Source organism: Roseburia amylophila (assembly GCF_025567465.1).
Lineage (GTDB): Bacteria > Bacillota > Clostridia > Lachnospirales > Lachnospiraceae > Roseburia_C > Roseburia_C amylophila.
In genome coordinates, this window is the sequence record NZ_JAOQKI010000018.1 from 16,048 (window position 1) to 37,536 (window position 21,489).

Annotated in this window: 22 protein-coding genes and 1 riboswitch; of the genes, 15 read left to right on the forward strand and 7 right to left on the reverse strand. The window is 41.7% G+C overall.

Annotated features, from left to right (window positions below; all coding sequences use genetic code 11):
• Positions 1-20 precede the first annotated feature (20 nt).
• Positions 21-263 carry a hypothetical protein gene (locus tag OCV43_RS10965; protein ID WP_022242663.1) on the reverse strand — a complete coding sequence of 81 codons (243 nt, stop codon included), beginning with the start codon at positions 261-263 and terminating at the stop codon, positions 21-23.
• 242 nt (positions 264-505) lie between these two features.
• Between OCV43_RS10965 and clpX the strand changes: the two genes are divergently transcribed.
• The 4 genes from clpX (at position 506) to OCV43_RS10985 (ending at position 5,209) form a co-directional block, all read left to right on the forward strand.
• Positions 506-1,948 (forward strand): ATP-dependent Clp protease ATP-binding subunit ClpX, encoded by a 1,443-nt coding sequence (gene clpX, locus OCV43_RS10970; RefSeq protein ID WP_022242664.1) that lies wholly within the window; start codon positions 506-508, stop codon positions 1,946-1,948.
• A 29-nt stretch (positions 1,949-1,977) separates the two neighbouring features.
• Entirely contained in the window at positions 1,978-3,666 is a 1,689-nt protein-coding gene (locus OCV43_RS10975) for a S8 family peptidase (RefSeq protein ID WP_262624105.1), read from the forward strand.
• Positions 3,667-3,738: 72 nt separating this feature from the next.
• Positions 3,739-4,698: an L-lactate dehydrogenase gene (locus OCV43_RS10980; RefSeq protein WP_022242666.1), complete on the forward strand. Its 960-nt coding sequence runs from the start codon at positions 3,739-3,741 to the stop codon at positions 4,696-4,698.
• A 64-nt stretch (positions 4,699-4,762) separates the two neighbouring features.
• Positions 4,763-5,209 (forward strand): signal peptidase II, encoded by a 447-nt coding sequence (locus OCV43_RS10985; protein WP_227710120.1) that lies wholly within the window; start codon positions 4,763-4,765, stop codon positions 5,207-5,209.
• A 159-nt stretch (positions 5,210-5,368) separates the two neighbouring features.
• Here the strand turns inward: OCV43_RS10985 and OCV43_RS10990 are convergent, their stop codons facing one another.
• Entirely contained in the window at positions 5,369-5,569 is a 201-nt protein-coding gene (locus OCV43_RS10990; protein ID WP_022242668.1) for a cold-shock protein, read from the reverse strand.
• A gap of 77 nt (positions 5,570-5,646) precedes the next feature.
• Positions 5,647-6,153 carry a DUF5721 family protein gene (locus OCV43_RS10995; RefSeq protein WP_117698942.1) on the reverse strand — a complete coding sequence of 169 codons (507 nt, stop codon included), beginning with the start codon at positions 6,151-6,153 and terminating at the stop codon, positions 5,647-5,649.
• Positions 6,154-6,254: 101 nt separating this feature from the next.
• Here OCV43_RS10995 and OCV43_RS11000 point away from each other — a divergent pair, with 101 nt between their 5' ends.
• The 4 genes from OCV43_RS11000 (at position 6,255) to OCV43_RS11015 (ending at position 9,946) form a co-directional block, all read left to right on the forward strand.
• A complete protein-coding gene (locus OCV43_RS11000; RefSeq protein WP_158565952.1) occupies positions 6,255-7,400 on the forward strand; it encodes a transglutaminase domain-containing protein in 1,146 nt (381 codons plus the stop codon).
• Positions 7,401-7,575: 175 nt separating this feature from the next.
• Positions 7,576-8,415, forward strand: coding sequence for a DegV family protein (locus tag OCV43_RS11005; protein ID WP_262624106.1), 840 nt, complete (start codon positions 7,576-7,578; stop codon positions 8,413-8,415).
• A 138-nt stretch (positions 8,416-8,553) separates the two neighbouring features.
• Positions 8,554-9,357, forward strand: coding sequence for a hypothetical protein (locus tag OCV43_RS11010; RefSeq protein WP_262624107.1), 804 nt, complete (start codon positions 8,554-8,556; stop codon positions 9,355-9,357).
• A complete protein-coding gene (locus OCV43_RS11015) occupies positions 9,344-9,946 on the forward strand; it encodes a dipicolinate synthase subunit B (RefSeq protein ID WP_022242673.1) in 603 nt (200 codons plus the stop codon). The genes OCV43_RS11010 and OCV43_RS11015 overlap by 14 nt, the downstream gene beginning before the upstream one ends.
• On the opposite strand, the gene asnB is transcribed toward OCV43_RS11015, so the two are convergent.
• The gene (asnB, locus tag OCV43_RS11020) at positions 9,937-11,790 is read right to left on the reverse strand and encodes an asparagine synthase (glutamine-hydrolyzing) (RefSeq protein ID WP_262624108.1); all 1,854 of its coding nucleotides are present in this window, start codon (positions 11,788-11,790) and stop codon (positions 9,937-9,939) included. The two genes, OCV43_RS11015 and asnB, sit on opposite strands and share 10 nt — an antisense overlap.
• 260 nt (positions 11,791-12,050) lie before the next feature.
• Between asnB and OCV43_RS11025 the strand changes: the two genes are divergently transcribed.
• Both OCV43_RS11025 and rsiV read left to right on the forward strand, forming a co-directional pair.
• Positions 12,051-12,536, forward strand: coding sequence for a sigma-70 family RNA polymerase sigma factor (locus OCV43_RS11025; protein ID WP_117698937.1), 486 nt, complete (start codon positions 12,051-12,053; stop codon positions 12,534-12,536).
• Positions 12,533-13,438 carry an anti-sigma-V factor RsiV gene (gene rsiV / locus OCV43_RS11030; RefSeq protein ID WP_022242676.1) on the forward strand — a complete coding sequence of 302 codons (906 nt, stop codon included), beginning with the start codon at positions 12,533-12,535 and terminating at the stop codon, positions 13,436-13,438. Before OCV43_RS11025 ends, rsiV begins: the two co-directional genes overlap by 4 nt.
• Before the next feature lie 110 nt (positions 13,439-13,548).
• On the opposite strand, the gene typA is transcribed toward rsiV, so the two are convergent.
• On the reverse strand, positions 13,549-15,378 hold the full coding sequence (gene typA, locus OCV43_RS11035; protein ID WP_022242677.1) for a translational GTPase TypA: 1,830 nt from the start codon (positions 15,376-15,378) through the stop codon (positions 13,549-13,551).
• Positions 15,379-15,766: 388 nt separating this feature from the next.
• Between typA and OCV43_RS11040 the strand changes: the two genes are divergently transcribed.
• From OCV43_RS11040 to dapB, 4 genes are all read left to right on the forward strand, one after another.
• Positions 15,767-16,393 (forward strand): single-stranded DNA-binding protein, encoded by a 627-nt coding sequence (locus OCV43_RS11040; protein ID WP_022242678.1) that lies wholly within the window; start codon positions 15,767-15,769, stop codon positions 16,391-16,393.
• Positions 16,394-16,520: 127 nt separating this feature from the next.
• A complete protein-coding gene (locus OCV43_RS11045) occupies positions 16,521-17,006 on the forward strand; it encodes a cob(I)yrinic acid a,c-diamide adenosyltransferase (RefSeq protein ID WP_022242679.1) in 486 nt (161 codons plus the stop codon).
• 78 nt (positions 17,007-17,084) lie between these two features.
• Positions 17,085-17,263: riboswitch (Lysine riboswitch) on the forward strand.
• Positions 17,264-17,393: 130 nt separating this feature from the next.
• Positions 17,394-18,284 carry a 4-hydroxy-tetrahydrodipicolinate synthase gene (gene dapA, locus OCV43_RS11050; protein WP_022242680.1) on the forward strand — a complete coding sequence of 297 codons (891 nt, stop codon included), beginning with the start codon at positions 17,394-17,396 and terminating at the stop codon, positions 18,282-18,284.
• A 19-nt stretch (positions 18,285-18,303) separates the two neighbouring features.
• On the forward strand, positions 18,304-19,065 hold the full coding sequence (gene dapB / locus OCV43_RS11055) for a 4-hydroxy-tetrahydrodipicolinate reductase (RefSeq protein WP_022242681.1): 762 nt from the start codon (positions 18,304-18,306) through the stop codon (positions 19,063-19,065).
• A gap of 96 nt (positions 19,066-19,161) precedes the next feature.
• Here the strand turns inward: dapB and asnA are convergent, their stop codons facing one another.
• Together asnA and OCV43_RS11065 are read right to left on the reverse strand one after the other, a co-directional pair.
• Complete coding sequence (gene asnA, locus OCV43_RS11060) at positions 19,162-20,172, reverse strand: aspartate--ammonia ligase (RefSeq protein WP_022242682.1); 1,011 nt, start codon at positions 20,170-20,172, stop codon at positions 19,162-19,164.
• Between the two features lie 63 nt (positions 20,173-20,235).
• Positions 20,236-20,895 carry an alpha/beta fold hydrolase gene (locus tag OCV43_RS11065; protein ID WP_022242683.1) on the reverse strand — a complete coding sequence of 220 codons (660 nt, stop codon included), beginning with the start codon at positions 20,893-20,895 and terminating at the stop codon, positions 20,236-20,238.
• A gap of 100 nt (positions 20,896-20,995) precedes the next feature.
• On the opposite strand from OCV43_RS11065, the gene OCV43_RS11070 reads away from it, so the two are divergent.
• On the forward strand, positions 20,996-21,484 hold the full coding sequence (locus tag OCV43_RS11070) for a DNA-deoxyinosine glycosylase (RefSeq protein ID WP_117696752.1): 489 nt from the start codon (positions 20,996-20,998) through the stop codon (positions 21,482-21,484).
• Positions 21,485-21,489: the final 5 nt, after the last annotated feature.

Below are 21,489 nucleotides of genomic sequence, written 5' to 3' on the forward strand. Positions count from 1 at the left end.
CTTTTAAAAAGTCGGTTCTATTATAACAAACCTGCAGATGCAACGCATGCAACACATGCGATGTAAAGCAGTAAGCCTAATACTAATCCGATGATAGAACATACAAGTCCGCCGGTAGCACATTTAGCCTGATTCTTATGTCCGATAGCACCTAAGATAGTTCCTATAAGACCTAAGATTGCTCCAATCCATCCGTAAACACCAATAGTGAATACATCAACAACGATTGCAATAATTCCTAATACTAATGATGCAACGCCCATTTTCAAGTCCTCCTTGGTTTATAAAAATTTAATAAATTACGTAGAAAGTTTATCATTAATATGGAATAATGTCAAATAACGGTTGCAAATTTCGAAAAATAGTAAAAAACATCAGGTTTTGTCATATATGAAGATTTTATAAAATTATGGCTGCGAAGGTTGAGATTAAAACCGGCTTGAATTATAATAAAAGCAATGTTTTAGAATCTTAAAACAGATTTGAGAGAATAGGAGAATCAGATATGGCAGAGAATAAAGACAAGAGAGAACTTGAAAATATAGATACTGTAGAGGACGCAACGAAAGAGAACACAGATGAGAAGAAGGATGAATACGAAGAAATCTGTTACATCTGCCGCAGACCGGAAAGCGTTGCCGGTCAGATGATAAAGATTCCGAATAATATCTGCATTTGCAAAGACTGTATGCAGAGAACCTTCGACAGCATGAATAACTCAGGATTTCCAATGGGTGATTTTATGCCAAATGGTCAGATGCCCAATATCAGTATGATTAATCTTTCTGATCTGCAGGGCTTTATGCCGCAGAGTCAGAAGATTAAGAAAAAGAAAACCAAAGAAGAGAAAGCAGAAGCTCCGAAATTAGATATTAAGAAGATTCCGGCACCACATAAGATTAAGGCAAGCCTGGATGAATATGTAGTTGGACAGGAATATGCCAAGAAGGTAATGTCTGTGGCAGTTTATAATCACTATAAACGTGTGGCAACCGATACGATGGATGATATTGAAATCGAGAAATCCAATATGTTAATGATTGGACCGACCGGAAGTGGTAAGACTTATCTGGTGAAGACACTGGCAAGACTTCTGGATGTGCCACTGGCAATTACAGATGCGACTTCCTTAACCGAGGCAGGTTATATCGGAGATGATATCGAAAGCGTTGTCAGCAAATTGCTTGCAGCCGCAGACAATGATGTAGAGCGGGCAGAGCATGGCATTATTTTCATTGATGAGATTGATAAAATTGCCAAGAAGAAGAACACCAACCAGCGTGATGTCAGCGGAGAATCCGTACAGCAGGGAATGTTAAAGCTTCTTGAAGGAGCAGAAGTGGAAGTGCCGGTGGGAGCCAGCAGCAAGAATGCCATGGTTCCGATGGTTACCGTTAACACTAAGAATATTCTTTTTATCTGTGGTGGAGCTTTCCCGGATATTGAAGAGATTATCAAAGAACGTCTCAATAAGCAGGCATCCATTGGTTTCCAGGCAGATTTGAAGGATAAATATGATAATGATGAGAATCTGTTACAGAAAGTAACGGTAGAAGATGTAAAGAAGTTTGGAATGATACCGGAGTTTATCGGAAGACTTCCGATTCTCTTTACCTTGGAATCGCTTACCGTTGATATGCTGGTTCGTATTTTAAAGGAGCCGAAAAATGCTATCATCAGGCAGTATCAGAAGCTTCTGGCATTAGACGAAGTGAATCTTGTATTTGAAGAGGATGCATTGCGGGCAATTGCAGAGAAAGCAAAAGAGAAGAAGGTCGGAGCCAGAGCACTTCGTTCCATTATTGAAGAATTTATGTTAGATATCATGTATGAGATTCCAAAGGACGAAAACATCGGCCAGGTAACGATTACAAGAGATTATATTGAGAAAAAGGGCGGTCCGCTTATCACTATGCGTGGAGTGGCAGCATTACCGGTAAACGAATAAAATAAAAGAAAATAAGTGCCGGAGCTTATATGGAAGATTGTAAAGACGCACCATACTCGGAAGAATATTACGACCTTCTGGTTTCCTATCTGAGACTTGAAAATGAATATCTTCCGGAAGACTGTATCCAGAATATTGATAAAGATTTTAATGTAGTCTATTTGCAGAGTGCAGGCTTGCCGAAGCTGGATATTGACCAGTATACCTATTCGGCAATTCCAAAATGTTTTACCACATTAGACGAAGAGGCATTGCAGGCAGGCGGAATCATAAAGGTACAGAGTCAGCCAAATCTTGCTTTGAGAGGGCAGGGTGTTCTGATTGGATTTGTGGATACCGGAATTGATTATCAGAATGAAGTATTCCGTAATTCCGATGGCAGCAGCCGTATATTAAGAATCTGGGATCAGAGCATTCAAAGCGGAGATACACCAGAGGGATTCCTCTATGGAACGGAATATACAAAAGAACAGATCGATATGGCATTGTTAACAGATGCACCTCTTCGGGTAGTACCTCACCGGGATGAAGAAGGACATGGTACCTTTATGGCAGGTCTTGCGGCAGGAAGCGAAAAACTTTCGGAGAAATTTGCCGGAGTAGCACCCTATGCACAGATTGCCATGGTAAAGCTGAAGCCGGCAAAGGAATATTTAAGGCGTTTTTATTATATTCCGGAAGGTGCAAAGGCTTATCAGGAAAATGATATTATGGCGGGGGTGGCATATCTGACCAGACTGGCGGAACGATATCGCCGCCCTCTGGTGATTTATCTTGGGCTTGGAAGCAATTCCGGGGATCACAGTGGAAACAGTGTGATTTCGTATTATCTTAATTATGTTTCCTTAAAGCGTAATACGGCAGTTGTGGTAGCAGCAGGGAATGAAGCTACTGCCAGACATCATTATTACGGAGAAGTTGCATTCGGGCAGCAGAGTGATGTGGTAGAAGTAAATGTTGAAGATCCAGTGGAGGGTTTCCATATTGAAATGTGGGCAAAGGCTCCGGAGCTTTATTCGGTGCAGATTATATCGCCAACGGGAGAGCGGACGGCAGGTGTCCGGGTGCAGCAGGATGGCAGAGAGGTATACCGTTTTGTATTTGAAAATACACAGGTTACCATTGATTACCGCATTGTTGGCACTGCCACAGGAGATCAGCTTATTTATATCCGGTTTGACCGGCCCACCAGAGGCATCTGGACGATTGAGGTAAATGGCAATTACAGTATAGAAGGAAGATATCACATGTGGCTTCCGATTACCGGACTGATTGCCGGTGATATTTCCTTTATCCGCTCTAATCCGGATACGACGATTACCATGCCGGGAAATGCAGCTGCACCGATGACAGCAGGTGGATACAATGCAGGAAATGGCAGTATTTATCTGAATTCCAGCAGAGGATACACTGCATCAGGACAGGTAAAGCCGGATTTTGCAGCACCGGGTGTCAATGTAATTGGACCGGCACCGGGCAACCGTTTTGAGGCAAGAAGTGGTACCAGCATTGCAGCGGCAATTACTGCAGGAGCTGCAGCACTGTATCTGGAATGGGCAGTAGAGCGTGGTTATAATACTGATATTACAAATGCAGAAATTAAAAATGATTTTATCCGCGGCGCGGTGCGGCTGGAAAGCAGAGTCTATCCGAACCGGGAATGGGGCTATGGAACATTAAATCTCTATCAGACCTTCGAACAATTGCGCCGGACATAAGAGGTTCTTGTTTGCATAGAATAACTGCTTCTGTGGGATTCTATATAGAAAGCACGAAGCAGGAGGGTAAAGATGAAACAGGAACATGCAATTGATTTACGAAAGGCAGCCATTATCGGATGTGGGTTTGTCGGCTCTGCCACTGCATTTACACTGATGCAGAGCAAGCTCTTTTCTGAACTGGTTTTAATTGATGTGGATAAAGCAAGAGCGGAAGGAGAGGCCATGGATATCAGCCATGGAATGCCATTTGCTGCACCGATGAAAATATATGCCGGCAGTTATGATGACATTGTGGATGCCGACATTATTATCATTACGGCGGGAGCGAACCAGAAACCGGGAGAAACAAGGCTTGAGCTGGTAAAGAAAAATGTAGCCATTTACAAAAATATTATCCCGGAAATTGCTAACAGAAGGTGTCGTGGCATATTACTCATCGTATCGAATCCGGTGGATATACTGACGCTGGCAGCATTGAAATTATCCGGTTTTCCGGAAAACCGGGTAATCGGTTCCGGAACTGTATTGGATACTGCCCGGTTAAAAAATATGCTGGGAAAACAGCTTGGCATTGACAATCGTGGTGTGCATGCATTTATTGTAGGAGAACACGGAGACAGCGAGGTGGCGGTATTCAGTTCTGCCAACGTATCCGGTATTCCGTTGGAACAGATTTATAAGCTGCGTGGCTATGAGGAATATGAAAGTCATACGAAGCGTATATATGAAGAAGTAAAGAATAGTGCTTATGAAATCATAGAGCGTAAGCAGGCAACCTATTATGGGATTGCAATGGCGATTAAGCGGATTTGTGAATGTATTGTCCGGGATGAACATTCGGTGCTTCCGGTGTCCAGTCTGATGCATGGGCAATATGGCATTTCCGATATCGTGCTGAGCATGCCGGCAGTGGTGGATGCCGGTGGCGTGGAGCAGATTCTTCCGGTGTCATTAGACGAAGAAGAGCGGGCAAGGCTTCATGCGTCAGCAAAAGCACTGCGGGATGTGATTGCTGACATAGAATTATAGAGCAGGCGGAATAGAAAGAAAAGGGTAGAAGGAATCAGGCAGGACAAAAGAAGGAGGAGTTTCCATGAAATATTTATTACTGGTGGTATCCATTTTTGGGCTGGATGAAGGAATCAAGCAGCGGATTGATAAGAAGGAGCCGTTGGGAAAAGAAAGAAGAGTTCCAAAGCTTCCGGTTGTAATTGAAAAATATTATAACAATGGAGCCGCATTGAATCTTTTAGCGAAGAAACCGAAAATTATGCTGGGGTTACACAGTGCATGCATGGCAGGACTGATGACCATATATGGATTTGTATTAAGAAAAGGAAATACAGGACTGAAAACCGGTATGAGTATGATGGTTGGCGGCGGATTAAGTAATCTCTGGGACAGAATTCATAAGAAGCATGTGGTGGATTATATCCGCTTTGATACACCGTGGAAACGCTTTTCAAGAATTGTATTTAATATTTCCGATTTCTTTATTTTTATCGGAGCAGCAGTTTCTATGTTGTTTGCATACAGGTAAGAAAACGGGATTGCAGCCAACGGTAATAATACCGAAGGAAGCAATCCCATTTTTCTTAATCAAATTCGTTCGTTATATCTTAATCAACATAAAAAATCATTATTAAAAATCAAATTCTATATCTGAGAAAGGTACATTGAAAAACCTTGATTATTGCAACTATTTAATTACTGTTACATTAGTTGCCTGAGGACCTTTAGCGCCTTCTGTTACGTCAAATTCTACTGCTGCGCCTTCTTCTAAGGATTTGTAACCATCCATGTTAAGTCCTGAGTAGTGTACGAATACATCATTACCTTCTGCATCAGAGATGAATCCGTAACCTTTCTGGTTATTAAACCATTTAACTGTACCGTTCATTATAGTACCTCCACAAAAATTATCTAGCCATACGGCTATGCTTAGAATAGCATAATTTATTTTAAAAGTAAAGAAAATTAGTTGATATCAGTATAGGGGATATCATGCCCGGCAAAAAATTTTCGTATCAGCAGATCCCATTCCTGGTCGAAGGTGTGGTCTAAGGTAAAACTGCGGTAAGATACACCATTGGTACAGGAAAGAATACCATCCTGAAATTTGATGTTTAAGAAAACTCCATTCAAATCCTGGGTAGTCAGACCACTTTTACTTACTTCCAGAGTATTTTTAAGATTCTTTGGAGAAAGCTGAAAGATAAAGCGGAAATAGGAGGGGGTATGTTTTCCCTTGATCAGGGCGAAGCAGTTTTCACGCAGCATGCCAAAAGGCAGGCAGCTTAAACCGGTTAGTTCCAGTTCATCCAGTTCTTCCGGACTGTAGAAATCCGGTACAAGATGTCCGTCGATTTCATAGGAACCTTTTCCACGGATGGTAGCTTCTGATAATAAGAAGTGGTCAAATAAATCCGTGCGAAGTAATTTATTCATAAAATCCTTTACTTGTAAAAGTTGTATTGCAATCATAGTATCCTCCTCATTTTTAAAGTGTAACACAAACCGGATAGAAAAAACAGAGAAAGTATTGTAGAATGTCTATGAAAAGAAGCAGATCGAAAGGAAATGATATGAGAAAACAAAGATTATTAACCGGTATTGCAGGAATACTTATGGCATTTCTGTTTACCGGCTGTAATACGTCATCCGTTGAAGAATGGGTAGATGAAGTAGTAGAAGATATCAATGGACAGATACCGGATAATACCTTGCTTCCGGTAGAGTCGGTTTCAGAGGAAAAATATGTATATGGCCAGCTTACGGAAGAAGAACAGCTTGTTTATGATGAGATGCTGGATGCTATTTTAAATCATCGGGAAGAGGTGGCAGTTGCTACATTAGATAAAGACGTACTGGCAAAAATGTATGAAGCAATTATGGCAGACTATGGTGGACTCTTCTGGGTGGATGGCTATTCCTATACGGAATATTCCCGTGCGGGTGTATTGACCGGGCTTAAGTTTGCACCGAAGTATACAATGGATGAAGCTGCAAGACAGGAGACACAGGCGGCAATTGATGAAAAGGTCGACGTACTGCTTGGCGGCATTTCATCCGAGGACAGTGATTACCAGAAAGCGCGGTTTATATTTGATACGCTGGTGCGTACGGTAAATTATGACCTTAATGCAGAGAATAATCAGAATATCATCAGTGTATTTCTAGAGGGAAGAACGGTGTGCCAGGGCTATGCCTGTGCCACAAAATATCTGATGGATTTATTAGATATTCCATGTACGATAGTGACAGGAACTGCCAATGGAGAACCACATGCATGGAATCTCATCGAACTGGATGGAGCCTATTATTATATGGATACTACCTGGGGTAATCCAACTTCCAACAGTCCGGATGACTTCGGAGATGTAGCTGAAGTGGTAGATTATTGCTTTTTTACTGCAACTACAGAAGAGTTATTTCAGACCCACAGTCCCAATGTGAATTTTTCATTGCCGGAATGCAATTGCCTGGATGACAGTTATTTTGTGCAGGAAAATTGTTATTTTAAGGACTGGTATCCGGAAGATATCGGAGCATTATTTACAGAGCTTGACAGCCACCCTGTACAGATGAAGTTTGAGGATGAGGCAGTTTATGGGCAGGCACAGCAGTTTTTCATTGAAGAAGGGCATATCGGGGATTATTATACCGGGGATAGTTCCTTATTTTATATGAAAAATGAGACAATGCGGGTACTTACTTTCCTGAAAAAATAAAATATTTGTGAAATATTATAAAAATTTAAATATCCTCTTTTCAAAACGTAATATTTATGATAATATGACGTAGTAATGAAAACTACTTGTTATTACAAAGGAAAACATAATATATAATTTTAAACATTGCGTACATACTATAAGAGAGATGACCACGCAATCAGGAGGATAGAAAATGAGCTACAAAATCATAGTAGACAGCTGTGGAGAGTTATTTGATGATATGAAAGCAGATGGAAGATTCCAGTCTGTTCCGTTAGAGCTTGAGGTAGATGGATACCATGTGGTGGATGATGAATCCTTTGATCAACTGGAGTTTATTCGCAGGGTAAAGGAAAGCAGGCATAGCCCGAAGTCATCCTGCCCATCTCCACAGAGATATGTGGAAGCATATTTAGGAGAAGCAGAGCATGTATATGTAGTAACACTTTCCAGTAAATTAAGCGGTTCTTATAACAGTGCAGAGCTGGCAAAGAAGCTTTATTTAGAAGAACATAGGGCAAAACAGATTCATGTATTTGATTCCTGTTCCGCATCCATTGGAGAGACTCTGATTGCAGAAAAGATACAGGAATCAGAGGAAGCCGGAAAGAGCTTTGAAGAAGTGGTTGCTGAGACAGAAAAATATATTAAAGACCAGCAGACCTTCTTTGTATTAGAGACTTTAGAGACTCTGCGTAAAAACGGCAGACTCAGTAACCTGAAAGCCTGGGTTGCCGGGGCATTAAATATCAAGCCGGTAATGGGGGCCACGCCCGAGGGTACAATCTGTCAGCTGGGACAGGCAAGAGGAATGACAAAGGCATTGGACTATATGGTTAATGAAATTGTAAAGAGGACGAAAGAGTGTGAAAAGAAGATTTTATCCATCGCACATTGCAATTGTCCGGAACGTGCAAAACAGGTAAAAGAAAAATTGGAAAAGCTGGCAAAATTTAAAGATATCAGAATTGTAGATACTGCAGGAGTCAGCACCATGTATGCCAATAATGGCGGTGTTATTGTAGCAGTTTAAAAAATAGCAGATAAAAAGAAAACAGATAAAGGAAAACAGAATCGGTGCAAACCGGTTCTGTTTTCTTTTGCTGTCGGTAACAAAATGGAGCATCCGCATATAGTAATAACAGACGATTGCAAGGCAAGGAGGGATGAAATGCAAATCGCAATCATTGGAGCAGATGAAAGAACACCGGCATTGAAACGTTGTCTGATGGAATCAGGAATTGGAATCATAGAAATAACGGAGCAGAATATCCGGCGACTGATGCAGAGTCAGATTATTGTATTACCGTTGCGGGCATTGGAGGAGGATGGCAGAATCAGAGGAAGCAGGGTAAAAATAGGAATGGTATTATCCTATGCAGCGGAGAGAAGTGTTATTTATGGAGGTTGTTTCCCGGAGGTTCTGACACGAAGACCATCAGGGCGGCGGATACGGCTGGTTGATTATATGGAAGATGAAGTCTTTAGAAATGAGAATGCCGGACTGACAGCAGAAGGCTGCCTTGTAGAAGCAATGACAAAGAGCAGGTGCTGCGTGAAAGGAAGAAACTGTCTGGTGGCAGGTTTTGGTTATTGTGGAAGAGCCATGGCAAAGCTGCTTTTATCTTTGGAAGCGGAAGTAACTGTTTATGATATAAAGGAAGATTGTCAGCGGGTGGCAATGGAAATGGGGTGTAGCTTGTGGCAGGAGAATGCAGAGGAGCAGAACTTTGAGTGGATTTTTTATATGGCAGATAAACCATGTCCAATAGACACAGTCTTAAAATGGTGCGATGAGAAAACATATCTATGGGATATTACAACTGGTGGCGGACTTCCGGCAGAGGAGTTAGAAGAAAAAGGTATTCATGTGGAACATCTTACTGCCGTTCCTGGAAGAATACTGACAGAAAGTGCAGGAATCATTCTTGCCCGGATAATAGAAAGAGGAGCAGCAGATTATGGAAGAGTATAAGCTTACATTAGGACTTGGAATTACCGGCTCTTTCTGCACTTTTGGGAAGATACTCCGGACGACAGAAGCACTGGTGCAAAAAGGAATAAAAGTTATTCCGGTATACTCCAGACATGCAGGAACTTTGGATACCAGATTTATGACAGCGGAAGTATTTCAAAACAGAATGCAGGAGATTACAGGAGAAAGGGGAATTCAAAGTATCGTGCAGGCGGAAACCATCGGTCCATCAGGACTTTTTGATGTGATGGCAATTGCACCATGTACCGGAAATACCATGGCAAAGCTGCAGCAGGGCATTGTAGATACCACAGTGCTTATGGCAGCTAAAGCGCATCTTAGAAATGAAAAGCCGTTGGTGCTGGCAATTTCTACCAATGATGCTTTGTCCATGAATCTTAGAAATATCGGACTGCTGATGAATATGAAGCATATCTATTTTGTGCCTTTCCGGCAGGATGATTATCAGAAGAAACCTCATTCTCTGGTGGCGGATTTTTGCCGGTTAGAGGAGACTATTGCTGCAGCCATGAAAGAAAAACAGCTGCAGCCGGTGGTGCTGTCTCCAATGCCGGTAGATTATAAATGAAGGTCAATCTTATATTCACTGAGCCAGTAATGAATCTGCAGGAGATAAGCAATCATCTGAGGACCTGCCATAAGCTGGCCATACCATGGTTTGCCATAGTCTCCTTCCTGATTTAAGAATTGCATAGTCTTTTCTTTATCAATCAGTGCAAGAAGGGGACTTTCCCCGGTGGTCAGCAGTGCACTCAGACGCTGACGCAGGAGCTGTTCATAGTAAGGATGGTAGGTCTTAGGATAAGGACTTTTCTTGCGGAAAGTAATGGTGTCCGGAAGATAGTCTTTCGCACACTGCCGCAAAAGATTTTTCACAAGACCATCTTTGGCTTTCATTTCCCATGGCACATTAAAGACATAAGAAACCAGGTTTTTATCTGCAAAAGGAACGCGGGCTTCCAGACCGGAGAACATACTGGTGCGGTCCATGCGGTTTAGCAGAGTCTGCATAAAGTAGCGGATGTTAAGATAGGAAATACGCCGGCGGCTGCATTCCGTATCATTGTCCGATGGCAGAATATCGACCTCTGCAATGGCATTTTCATAAGAACTTTGCACATAGGAATCTAAGGACAGTGCATCTGCAATTTCGTCTTTTAAGAAAGACTTGCGGAAAGACAAATCCGGTGTCCATGGAAACGTGTTGCAGGAAAGAAAATTCTTCCGGTGAAACCACGGATAGCCGCCGAAAACTTCATCGGCACATTCTCCGGTCAGGACTACCTTATGCTGCTTACTGACTTCCCGGCAGAAGAAGAGCAGGGATGAGTCAACGTCAGCCATACATGGAAGGTCATGGGCTTTCATGGAAGCAAAGAGTAAGTCAGCCTGGGAGCGGTTGTCACAGGTCAGATATTGATGCTCACTCTTAAGATAGTTTTTCATAATATCCACAAAGGGACGGTCTTCGGAGGGCTGAAAATCATTTGCCTTAAAGTAACGGGAATTATCTGTAAAGTCAAAGGAATAGGTAGAAAGAGTCTGCCCTTCTTTTCTTAATTCTTCCGCACAGACCGAAGAGACAAGACTGGAATCCAACCCGCCGGAAAGAAAGGTGCAGATAGGAACATCGGAAACCATCTGTCGGCGGATGGACTGTAACAGCAGCTCTTTTGTGTGGACAACGGTTTCTTCGTAGCTGTCTGTATGTGGATGGCTTTCTAATCGGAAGTAACAGTAATCTTTCAGTCCGGAAGCACTGAAAGTGAGGTAATGTCCCGGCAGACATTCTGCCATATGCTCATAAACTGCATTGCCGGGGTTCCTGGCAGGACCAAGACCAAAGATTTCGGAGAGTCCTGTTTTATTTACCGAAGGGATGCAGCCGGGATAACAGAAAATTCCCTTCGGCTCGGAAGAAAAGATAAGTGTGTCATGAAAAAGCCGGTAAAAGAGCGGCTTTACACCAAAGGCATCCCGGAAGAGGTAGAGAAGCTGATGAGCCTCATTATAAATGGCAAAAGCGAAAATACCATTCATTTTCCGGACAAAGGACGGTCCTTCAAAAAGAAATCCATTTAAAATGACTTCTGTATCGGAATGAGTACGAAAGGTCATGCCATGGGAAACCAGTTCCTCACGGAGTTCTTTCGTATTATAAAGTTCTCCATTATAGACGATGGTGAAGTCTGCGTCACAATAATGTCTGGTCATAGGCTGAAGTCCACCATGAGGATCAATAATGGCAAGCCGGGTGTGGGAAAACCCTGTATGAGAGGTTAAATAAATACCATGGGAGTCCGGCCCGCGGTGATAAAGTGCGTCACTCATATCAGATAGAATGTTACGATAATAAGGCTCCCTTTCTAAAAAATCAGTATGTAAATTACAAAAACCGGAAATACCGCACATAGCAATTCTCAATTCATTTTTTGTAGTAATCTATGCATTTTCCTAAATAAAAAGTACAAAAAAGAAGAGAGATTTATGAAAGAGAGGAAGCATTTTCTGGGTGCAAAGCACAGGTAAGGAGTTGCCGGCAGTAAGTTGTGCGGGTTATAATAAAAAAGATGAAACTATTTTTCCGGCTGGAACGTCTAATTTACAGAAAGCAAAGGTTGAAAGGCTTTCTTTGCATATGCAGGTTTTTGGAAAGAGAAGAGGAAACAGGAATGAAGAAAAGAGGAATCGCAAAAGCGGTGGAGCAGGAAATTCTTGCATCCTATGAGCAGCTTTACCGGCTGGCAATTACCTATGTAAAGAACGAACAGGACGCAATGGATGTAGTGCAGGAAAGTGCATATAAGGCAATGAAAAATGCCGGTCAGGTGAAGGAAGAAACCTATATTAAGACCTGGCTCTGGCGGATTGTTATAAATACGTCACTGGATATGTGCAAGAAACAGAAGCGTATCGTAAGTGGAGTATTTATCCCGGAAGAAGCAAAAGAAGATGTATACAAAGACTGGGATATGCTGGCAGCGTTGGAAGAATTAGAAGAACGGGAAAGAACTATTGTGATATTAAAATATTTTGAAGAATGGAAAATAGATGATATTGCAGATCTTCTGAAAGAAAATCCAAACACCGTAAAATCAATCCTGTATCGCAGCTTAAAGAAATTAAAGATAAAGATGTCCAGGGAGGAAATAGCATGAACCATGAGAAAATAGACAGGATGAAGCAGGAATATGAGCAGATAGAAGTCCCGGAAGCATTGAAAACGCAGGTGGAAGCCGGAATCAGAAAAGGAAAGAGGGAGACCCAGAAAGGCAGTATCCGCTTTTTAAAAGGAGCAGCAACGGTAGCGGCAGCTATGGTTGCACTGGTGATTTCGGTAAATGTAAGCCCGACAATAGCCCATGCCATGGAAGAGGTTCCATTACTTGGCACAATTGTAAAAGTAGTGAACTTTTCTACATATTCTGATGTACAGGATGATAAGAATATGGAAGCAAATGTAGACATTCCCCAGGTGGCAGTGACAAATCAGGATGGGGAAGTATTATCGGATGAGACGGACGAGCTGAATCAGGAAGTGAAAAAGTATGCCGGTGGTATTATTAAGTCTTATCAGTCTGATGTAGCTTCCATTGAAGATGGTGAGAATGGTAATGAGGCAGTGAATTCGTCTTATCAGGTAGTGACAGATAACGACCGGCTGTTTGCTTTAAGAATTGATACTTCCATTGTAATGGCAGGATCGAACCAGTATACGAAAATCTATAATGTAGATAAGAAAACCGGAAATACCATTACATTAAATGATTTATTTCAGAAGGATTCCGATTATCTGGACCGGATTTCAGAGGAAATAGAAAAGCAGATGAAGGAAAATATGGAAAAAGACAGTAACCTGCAATACTTCTTAGACAAGGATGTAGATGGCTACAGCTTTGATGGAATTAAGAATGATGTAAATTTCTATGTCAACAAAGAAGGAGAGTTGACCATTGTTTTTGATAAATATGAAGTAGCACCGGGTTATATGGGAATTGTAGAATTTACGATTCCGACCAGTGTGGTTTCTGATATTATAAAGGACGGATATCTGCAATAATATGACAAAGATGGTGCGTACTAGGCATTTATAGTAATCGAAAACTCCCCCGGATATTGGAAGAAATTTCAATATCCGGGGGAGTTCTTATGCTATATCATGAGATACTTTTATTTCTTGAAGTTAGCTCTCTTTCTTAAGGTCGGGTCAAGAATACGTTTACGGATACGTAAGGATTCTGGAGTAACCTCTAAGAGCTCGTCAACATCGATAAAGTCTAATGCCTGCTCTAAGGAAAGTATCTTTGGTGGAACAAGGGTCAGCGCTTCGTCTGCGGAAGAAGAACGTGTATTGGTTAAGTGTTTCTTCTTACATACGTTTAATTCAATGTCTTCCGGTTTAGAGGAAGAACCGATCACCATACCGGAGTAAACCTTTACACCGGCTCCGATGAAGAGAGTACCACGCTCCTGAGCGGAGAACAGACCGTAAGTTACGGATTCGCCGGATTCGAAAGCAATCAGGGAACCAAGTTTACGATAAGCAATATCTCCCTTGTATGGAGCATAGCCATTGAAAATGGTATTGATGATACCATTTCCTTTGGTGTCGGTTAAGAAGTCTCCACGGTAACCGATAAGACCACGGGATGGAATGTTAAATTCCATACGGGTATAGCCGCCGCTGATTGGACGCATATCAACCATCTCACCTTTACGCTGGCTTAATTTATCAATAACAGTACCGGTGAATTCATCCGGAACGTCAACATAAGCTAATTCCATAGGCTCTAATTTCTTGCCGTTTTCATCAGTGTGGTAAAGAACTTCAGCCTTGCTGACTGCAAATTCATAACCTTCACGACGCATATTTTCGATTAATACGGAAAGATGTAACTCACCACGTCCGGAAACCTTGAAGCAGTCTGCACTGTCGGTTTCTTCTACACGAAGGCTGACGTCGGTATTTAACTCGCGGAACAGTCTGTCTCTTAAGTGACGGGAAGTAATGAATTTACCTTCCTGTCCTGCAAGCGGGCTGTCGTTGACCATGAAATTCATGGAAAGAGTAGGCTCAGAAATCTTCTGGAAAGGAATGGCAACCGGGTTGTCTGTTGCACAGATGGTATCACCGATATGGATGTCTGCAATACCGGAAATAGCAACGATAGAACCGATTTTCGCTTCCTTTACTTCTACTTTATTCAGACCATCAAATTCGTATAATTTGCTGATTTTGACTTTTTTCTGTTTGTCAGGCTCGTGGTGGTTTACTACGATAGCATCCTGATTTACCTTTAAGACACCGTTGTCTACTTTACCAACACCGATTCGTCCAACGTATTCATTATAATCAATGGTACTGATAAGAACCTGGGTGTTTGCATCCGGGTCACCGGTAGGTGCCGGAATGTAGTCGATAATGGTTTCGAATAAAGGAGTCATATCCTTGCGCTCATCATTTAAATTTCTTATGGCGTATCCATCTCTTGCAGAAGCGAAGATGAATGGGCAGTCTAACTGTTCGTCAGAAGCGTCTAAATCCATGAAAAGCTCTAATACTTCATCAATAACTTCTTCTGGTCTTGCTTCTGGACGGTCAATTTTATTGATACATACAATAACCGGCAGATTCAGTTCCAGTGCTTTCATAAGAACGAATTTGGTCTGTGGCATAGCACCTTCAAATGCATCTACCACAAGAATAACACCGTTTACCATTTTCAGAACTCGCTCAACCTCGCCACCGAAGTCGGCATGGCCAGGAGTATCAATGATATTGATTTTTACATCTTTGTAGAATACAGCAGTATTCTTAGAAAGAATGGTAATACCACGTTCACGCTCAATATCATTGGAATCCATGACACGTTCCTGGACTTCCTGATTGGCACGGAATACACCACTCTGTTTCAACAGCTCATCGACCAGAGTAGTTTTACCGTGGTCAACGTGGGCGATGATAGCTATGTTTCTAATATCGTCTCTTGTTGTTTTCATATAAAATCCTTCCTTCTATCAGTGCATAAAATTCAGTTTCTTCTTATATATAATGCCTGTCTGTAAATGACCGGCGTTTTTATTCTATCACATATTGAAAAATACGCAAGTATTTCTTTCTTTACAGGAAATTGCTTTCCTGTAAAGAAAAAAACGCTCCGCGAGGATGCACACTGCGGCGTATAAGGTAGATGTCGCAAGCGACCGCCGCAGGCGCGAGAATGTGCCAAGGCACATTCTTTGTTCAAGGACACAGCGCATATGCATGGAAAAGTGGCTTTATGCATAATATATCCAAAATGTTATCGACAGATTTTGATGAGTTTCATCTCATTGGAATGGTACTGTAAAAACGTTCGAAAACACACTAAATAAAGGAGAAAGATTCATGGCAGATAAGATTTTAGAAAACAACCAGGTATCCATTGTAGGGGAGATTATTTCCGATTTCCAATACAGTCATGAAGTGTATGGGGAAGGCTTTTATATGGTAGAGGTAGCGGTCAGCAGATTAAGTAATTTTTCCGACTACATTCCATTGATGATTTCAGAGCGTCTGATTGACACTTCGCAGAGTTACATAGGACAGAAGGTATATGTGACCGGACAGTTCCGTTCCTATAACAGACATGAGGAACTTAAGAACCGGCTGGTTCTCTCCGTATTCGTCCGGGAGATTGAGTTTATTGAAGAAGAGACAGAGGAGATGAAGAGCAACCAGATTCTTCTTGATGGCTATATCTGTAAAGACCCGATTTACCGTAAGACTCCTCTTGGAAGAGAAATTGCAGACCTGTTGGTGGCGGTAAACCGTTCCTATGGAAAATCTGATTATATCCCATGCATCTGCTGGGGAAGAAATGCAAGATTTGCCGCAAGATTTGAGGTGGGTGTGCATGTGCAGATCTGGGGCAGAATCCAGAGCAGGGAGTATGTCAAACGCTTAAATGAGGATGAGGTAGAGAAGCGTACCGCCTATGAAGTATCCGTGAGCAAAATTGAATATATGGAATAAAATAGTAGAAATAAAGAATAATTGAGAAAACATGAAACATACAGACATTGCTTTTTATTGGAAATTGTGGTATCGTAAGTAAATCTGGGATAAAGAGTCCCTGTAAGAATTGGCATGGAGGTTTGTCATGGAAAAGGGTTCCGTACAGATTTATTATGGTGCAGGTCGTGGAAAGACCAATGCTGCACTGGGCAATGCGTTGCGGGCAGCCGGAGAGAATAAGAGTGTAATTATTATCCAGTTTTTAAAAGGAAAAACAGATGATCAGATTGCTTATATGAAGCAGTTAGAACCGGAAATCAAGGTATTCCGTTTTGAAAAATCAGAAGAGAATTATGATGAACTGCCGGAAGAAAGACAGGCAGAAGAGAAACTCAATATGAAAAACGGACTGAATTTTGCCAAGAAAGTGCTGGTTACCGGTGAATGCAATGTACTGATTCTGGATGAAGTTCTGGGCCTTATAGATGCCGGAGTAATTTCGTCGGAAGAATTAGAAGCTGTTTTAAAAGCAAAGATGGATGAAACAGAGGTTATTATGACCGGAAGGGTATTAGAAGAATCCATTCGCAGCTATGCAGATGAGATTTATAAGATTACTGCGGAAAAATAAGAAAGAAAATGTAAAATGTCTGCATAGGACGTTGACAGATAGTAGCAGCGGTGCTATATTGAGGTAAGAAATTTAATATATGAAGGTAGAGGTTGCGTGAGACAAGAGTACTTGGTCGGATATGGCAGACATAGAAGAAGACATAAGGAAAGGGGAACACGCCGAAAGGTTATTTTTCCTGCAAAGAATAATCTTGGGCATGGATTGAAGAAGTTCATGACTGTCATCTTGTAATAAGATGGGGCGCTATCGGTATGATCCATAATAATTTAAGTGGAATATCAACCGGCTCCCTGTGAGCCGGTTTTTTTATGCTGGTAATAAAAGCAAAACAAACGATATCTTCATACAATAAATAAGATACTTATAAAGTGGAGGAAAAAGAACATGTCTATTTACAAAGGTTCCGGAGTTGCAATTGTAACCCCAATGAAAGCAAATGAGGAAGTTAACTATGACAAATTAGAGGAATTAATCGAAGAACAGATTTCTGAAGGTACAGACTGTATCGTAATTGCAGGAACAACAGGAGAGAGTTCTACCTTATCCATGGAAGAACATCACAAAGTAATCTGTGCAGCAGTAGAATTTGCAAAACACAGAGTTCCGGTAGTAGCAGGAACCGGTTCTAACTCAACGGAGACAGCAATCCAGTTGACCCAAGAAGCAGAAGAAGCAGGAGCAGACGGAGCACTTATCGTAACTCCATATTATAATAAGGCAACACAGAAAGGTTTAATCGGACATTATTCTAAGATTGCACAGGAAACAAGACTTCCGATTATTATGTATAATGTACCGGGAAGAACCGGATGTAACCTTCTGCCGGAGACAGTTGCAGAATTATTCCGCACCCAGGAAAATATTGTTGGATTAAAAGAAGCAACCGGTAACCTTGCACAGGCATCTAAGACCATGTACTTGACCGATGGAAAGCTTGATTTATATTCCGGAGAAGACGGACTGGTTGTACCACTTATGTCCATTGGCGGAATCGGAGTAATTTCCGTGTGGGCAAACCTTGCTCCGGCAAAAGTGCATAATATGTGTGAAAGCTTCTTTAAAGGAGACCTTGCAACAGCAAATCAGTTACAGAGAGAAGCCCTTCCATTGATTGATGCATTATTCTGTGAAGTAAACCCGATTCCGGTAAAAGAAGCATTAAATCTTATGGGCAAGAACGTCGGACCGCTTCGTTCCCCGCTTTGCGAGATGGAGCCAGCCAATAAGGAGAGACTGATTCAGGCAATGCGTACATATGGATTAAAATTAGAATAAGAAACTGGAGATGATAGAGATGACAAAAGTAATCATGCATGGCTGTAATGGAAAAATGGGTCAGGTAATAACCGGCCTGATTGCGCAGGACGAAGATGTGAAAATTGTAGCCGGAATTGATACCTATGATGAAAAGAAAAATGATTATCCGGTATATAAGACCATCCGGGAATGCCAGATTGCAGCAGATGTTGTGATTGATTTTTCCAATGCGAAGGCAGTAGATGAACTGTTAAATTACTGTGGCGAGAAGAAGCTTCCGCTGGTACTTTGCACCACCGGTTTATCCGAAGACCAGCTGGCGAAAGTTACTGAGACCAGCAAAGAGACTGCAATTTTAAAATCTGCCAATATGTCACTTGGAATCAATACCTTAATGGATTTATTGCAGACTGCTATAAAGAAGCTTGCACCTGCCGGCTTTGATGTGGAAATCGTAGAGAAACATCATAACCAGAAGCTGGATGCGCCGAGTGGAACTGCTCTTGCATTGGCAGATGCCATGAACGAAGCTATGGACAATACCTATTCCTATAAATTAGACAGGAGCAGTGAGCGGAAGAAGAGAGATGCAAAGGAAATCGGTATTCAGGCAGTCCGTGGAGGAAGCATTGTTGGTGAACATGAAGTAATCTTCGCAGGAACTGATGAAGTTATTGAATTTAAGCATACGGCATATTCTAAGGCAATCTTTGGGAAAGGAGCTGTAGAAGCAGCAAAGTTCTTAAAGGGAAAACCTGCCGGAATGTATGATATGCATGATGTAATCCGTGCAGAGTAGAGTTGGGCACGCATATAATTACAAAATAAGAAATCCCCGGTATCATATCCGAAAAAGATATGATACCGGGGATTTAATATTTATGCATAGTTCGTTTTACAATAACTGGATACCTGCATCTGCTGCAGCCTTGCACATGTCTTCCGGCCAGAGAGAAGACTGGACTTCTCCGATATGGGCCTTACGAAGGAAGAACATACAGATACGGGACTGTCCGATTCCTCCACCGATGGTATATGGAAGTTTGCCATCAATGATTGCTTTCTGGAAAGGAAGCTTAGCACGTTCCGGGCAGCCTGCTTTATCAAGCTGTGAGAGCAGTGCAGCCTTGTCTACACGGATTCCCATGGAAGATAATTCCAGAGCAATATCAAGGACAGGATAGTATACTAAGATGTCGGCATTTAAAGACCAGTCATCGTAGTCCGGGGCACGTCCGTCATGACGTTCGCCGGATTCTAAGACATCACCAATCTGTAAGATGCAGACAGCACCCTTTGCCTTGGTTATGTAATATTCACGCTCCTTTGGAGTATTTTCAGGGAACATATCCTCTAATTCCTGAGTGGTAATGAAGAAGATATCATGCGGAAGAATCTCTTCAATATAATCGTACTGGATAGCCATATATTTTTCTGTTTTACGAAGACATTTGTATACAGTACGGACAGTATCTTTTAAAGTTTCCATGCTGCGGTCTTTCTTTGCAATGACTTTTTCCCAGTCCCACTGGTCTACGAAGATAGAGTGGATATTATCTGCGATTTCATCGCGGCGGATAGCATTCATATCGGTGTAAAGACCTTCGCCCTCTTTGAAATCATAATGCTTTAAGGCATAACGTTTCCATTTAGCAAGAGAGTGAACAACTTCTGCTTTACGCTCATTCTGTTCTTTGATGGTGAACGTAACCGGACGCTCCACACCATTTAAGTTATCATTTAATCCGGAATCAGGGTCAACGAAAAGTGGTGCTGAAACACGGGAAAGGTTTAAACGCAGGGAAAGCAGATTCTGGAAGAAATCTTTCACTGTTTTAATCGCAATCTGTGTATCATGCAGGTTAAGTTGAGACTGATAATTTTTTGGTATAATCAGATGTTCCATAATAGCTCCTTTTTCATTTTGGTCTGCAATTATTATAGCACAGCAATTCAAGTTTGCAATGGATTATTTGTTTAAAAAAGAGTACAGAAGCGGATATAATTTATCACTGTGTTCAATATAACTTCCATGACCTTCTCCCGGAACAATAACCAGAGTGGCATGCTCAATATTTTCTGCAATCTTTTTTGTAACCTTTTTCTTGATTAAATCTTTTTCGCCGGCTAAGACAAGGGTTGGAATCTTGATTTTATGTAAGTCCACCGGCTGGATATCTGGCTCATTGAGCATCATTGTGGAAAAAGGATTCGGATTTTTTTTGCATTCCCTGCGGATGCGGCGGTAGTCTCTTCCTTTGATGTCCTTTGGCGTCAGGTTTGCACCACTGATCATAAGCTTGGAGAGCTTATCCGGGTATTTCGAAGCTAAGAGAAGTCCGACGATACCGCCGTCACTGAAGCCATAAAAGAGAGGGGCCTTTAATTCTAAGGCATCAATAAAAGCTGCCATGTCGTCTGCCATATCCATGTAATGAAGTTCTTTTGGAGAAGCAGAAAGACCGTGACCTCTGGAATCGATGGCATAAACGGTGTAATGTTCGGCAAGCTCCGGAATCAGTACATCAAAAATTTCGTGGGTTTCGCCATTTCCATGCACTAGCAGGAAAGGCTGCCCTTCGCCATATTTTTCATAATAGAGAATCTGACCATTTAATTGAATATACATAATGATTATCGTCCTTTAAAATTGATTATTTTGTCATTCTATTTTATAGTAAAGATAATTCAACTTTTTTAGTGTAGCATTTTATAAAGGAGAAAACAAGATGGAGACAGAACATGTTATGCATACTTTTGCCCCGGTATACGATAAAAAATCCAGAGTATTAATCTTAGGCACGTTCCCGTCGGTCAAGTCGAGAGAGAACCGGTTTTACTACGGCCATCCGAGAAACCGCTTCTGGAAAGTAACGGCGGCAGTATGCGGCTGTGAGGTCCCAGAGACGATAGAAGAAAAGAAGGCATTTCTTCTTGAAAATCATATTGCTATCTGGGATGTTATTGCATCCTGCGACATAGCAGGATCTTCAGACAGCAGCATAACAAATGTTGTGGCAAATGATATTGAACGGCTGTTAACGGAGGCTCCCATCGAGGCTGTTTTCCTAAATGGCGCAAAAGCCTACGAATTATTTATGAAATACTGTTCCTGTAAGGATAAGGCAGAAATCTGCAAGCTGCCGTCCACCAGTCCTGCCAATGCTGCATGGAGTCTGGAGCGGCTGATAGAAGAATGGAAAAAAATCAGGAGATAGGATGA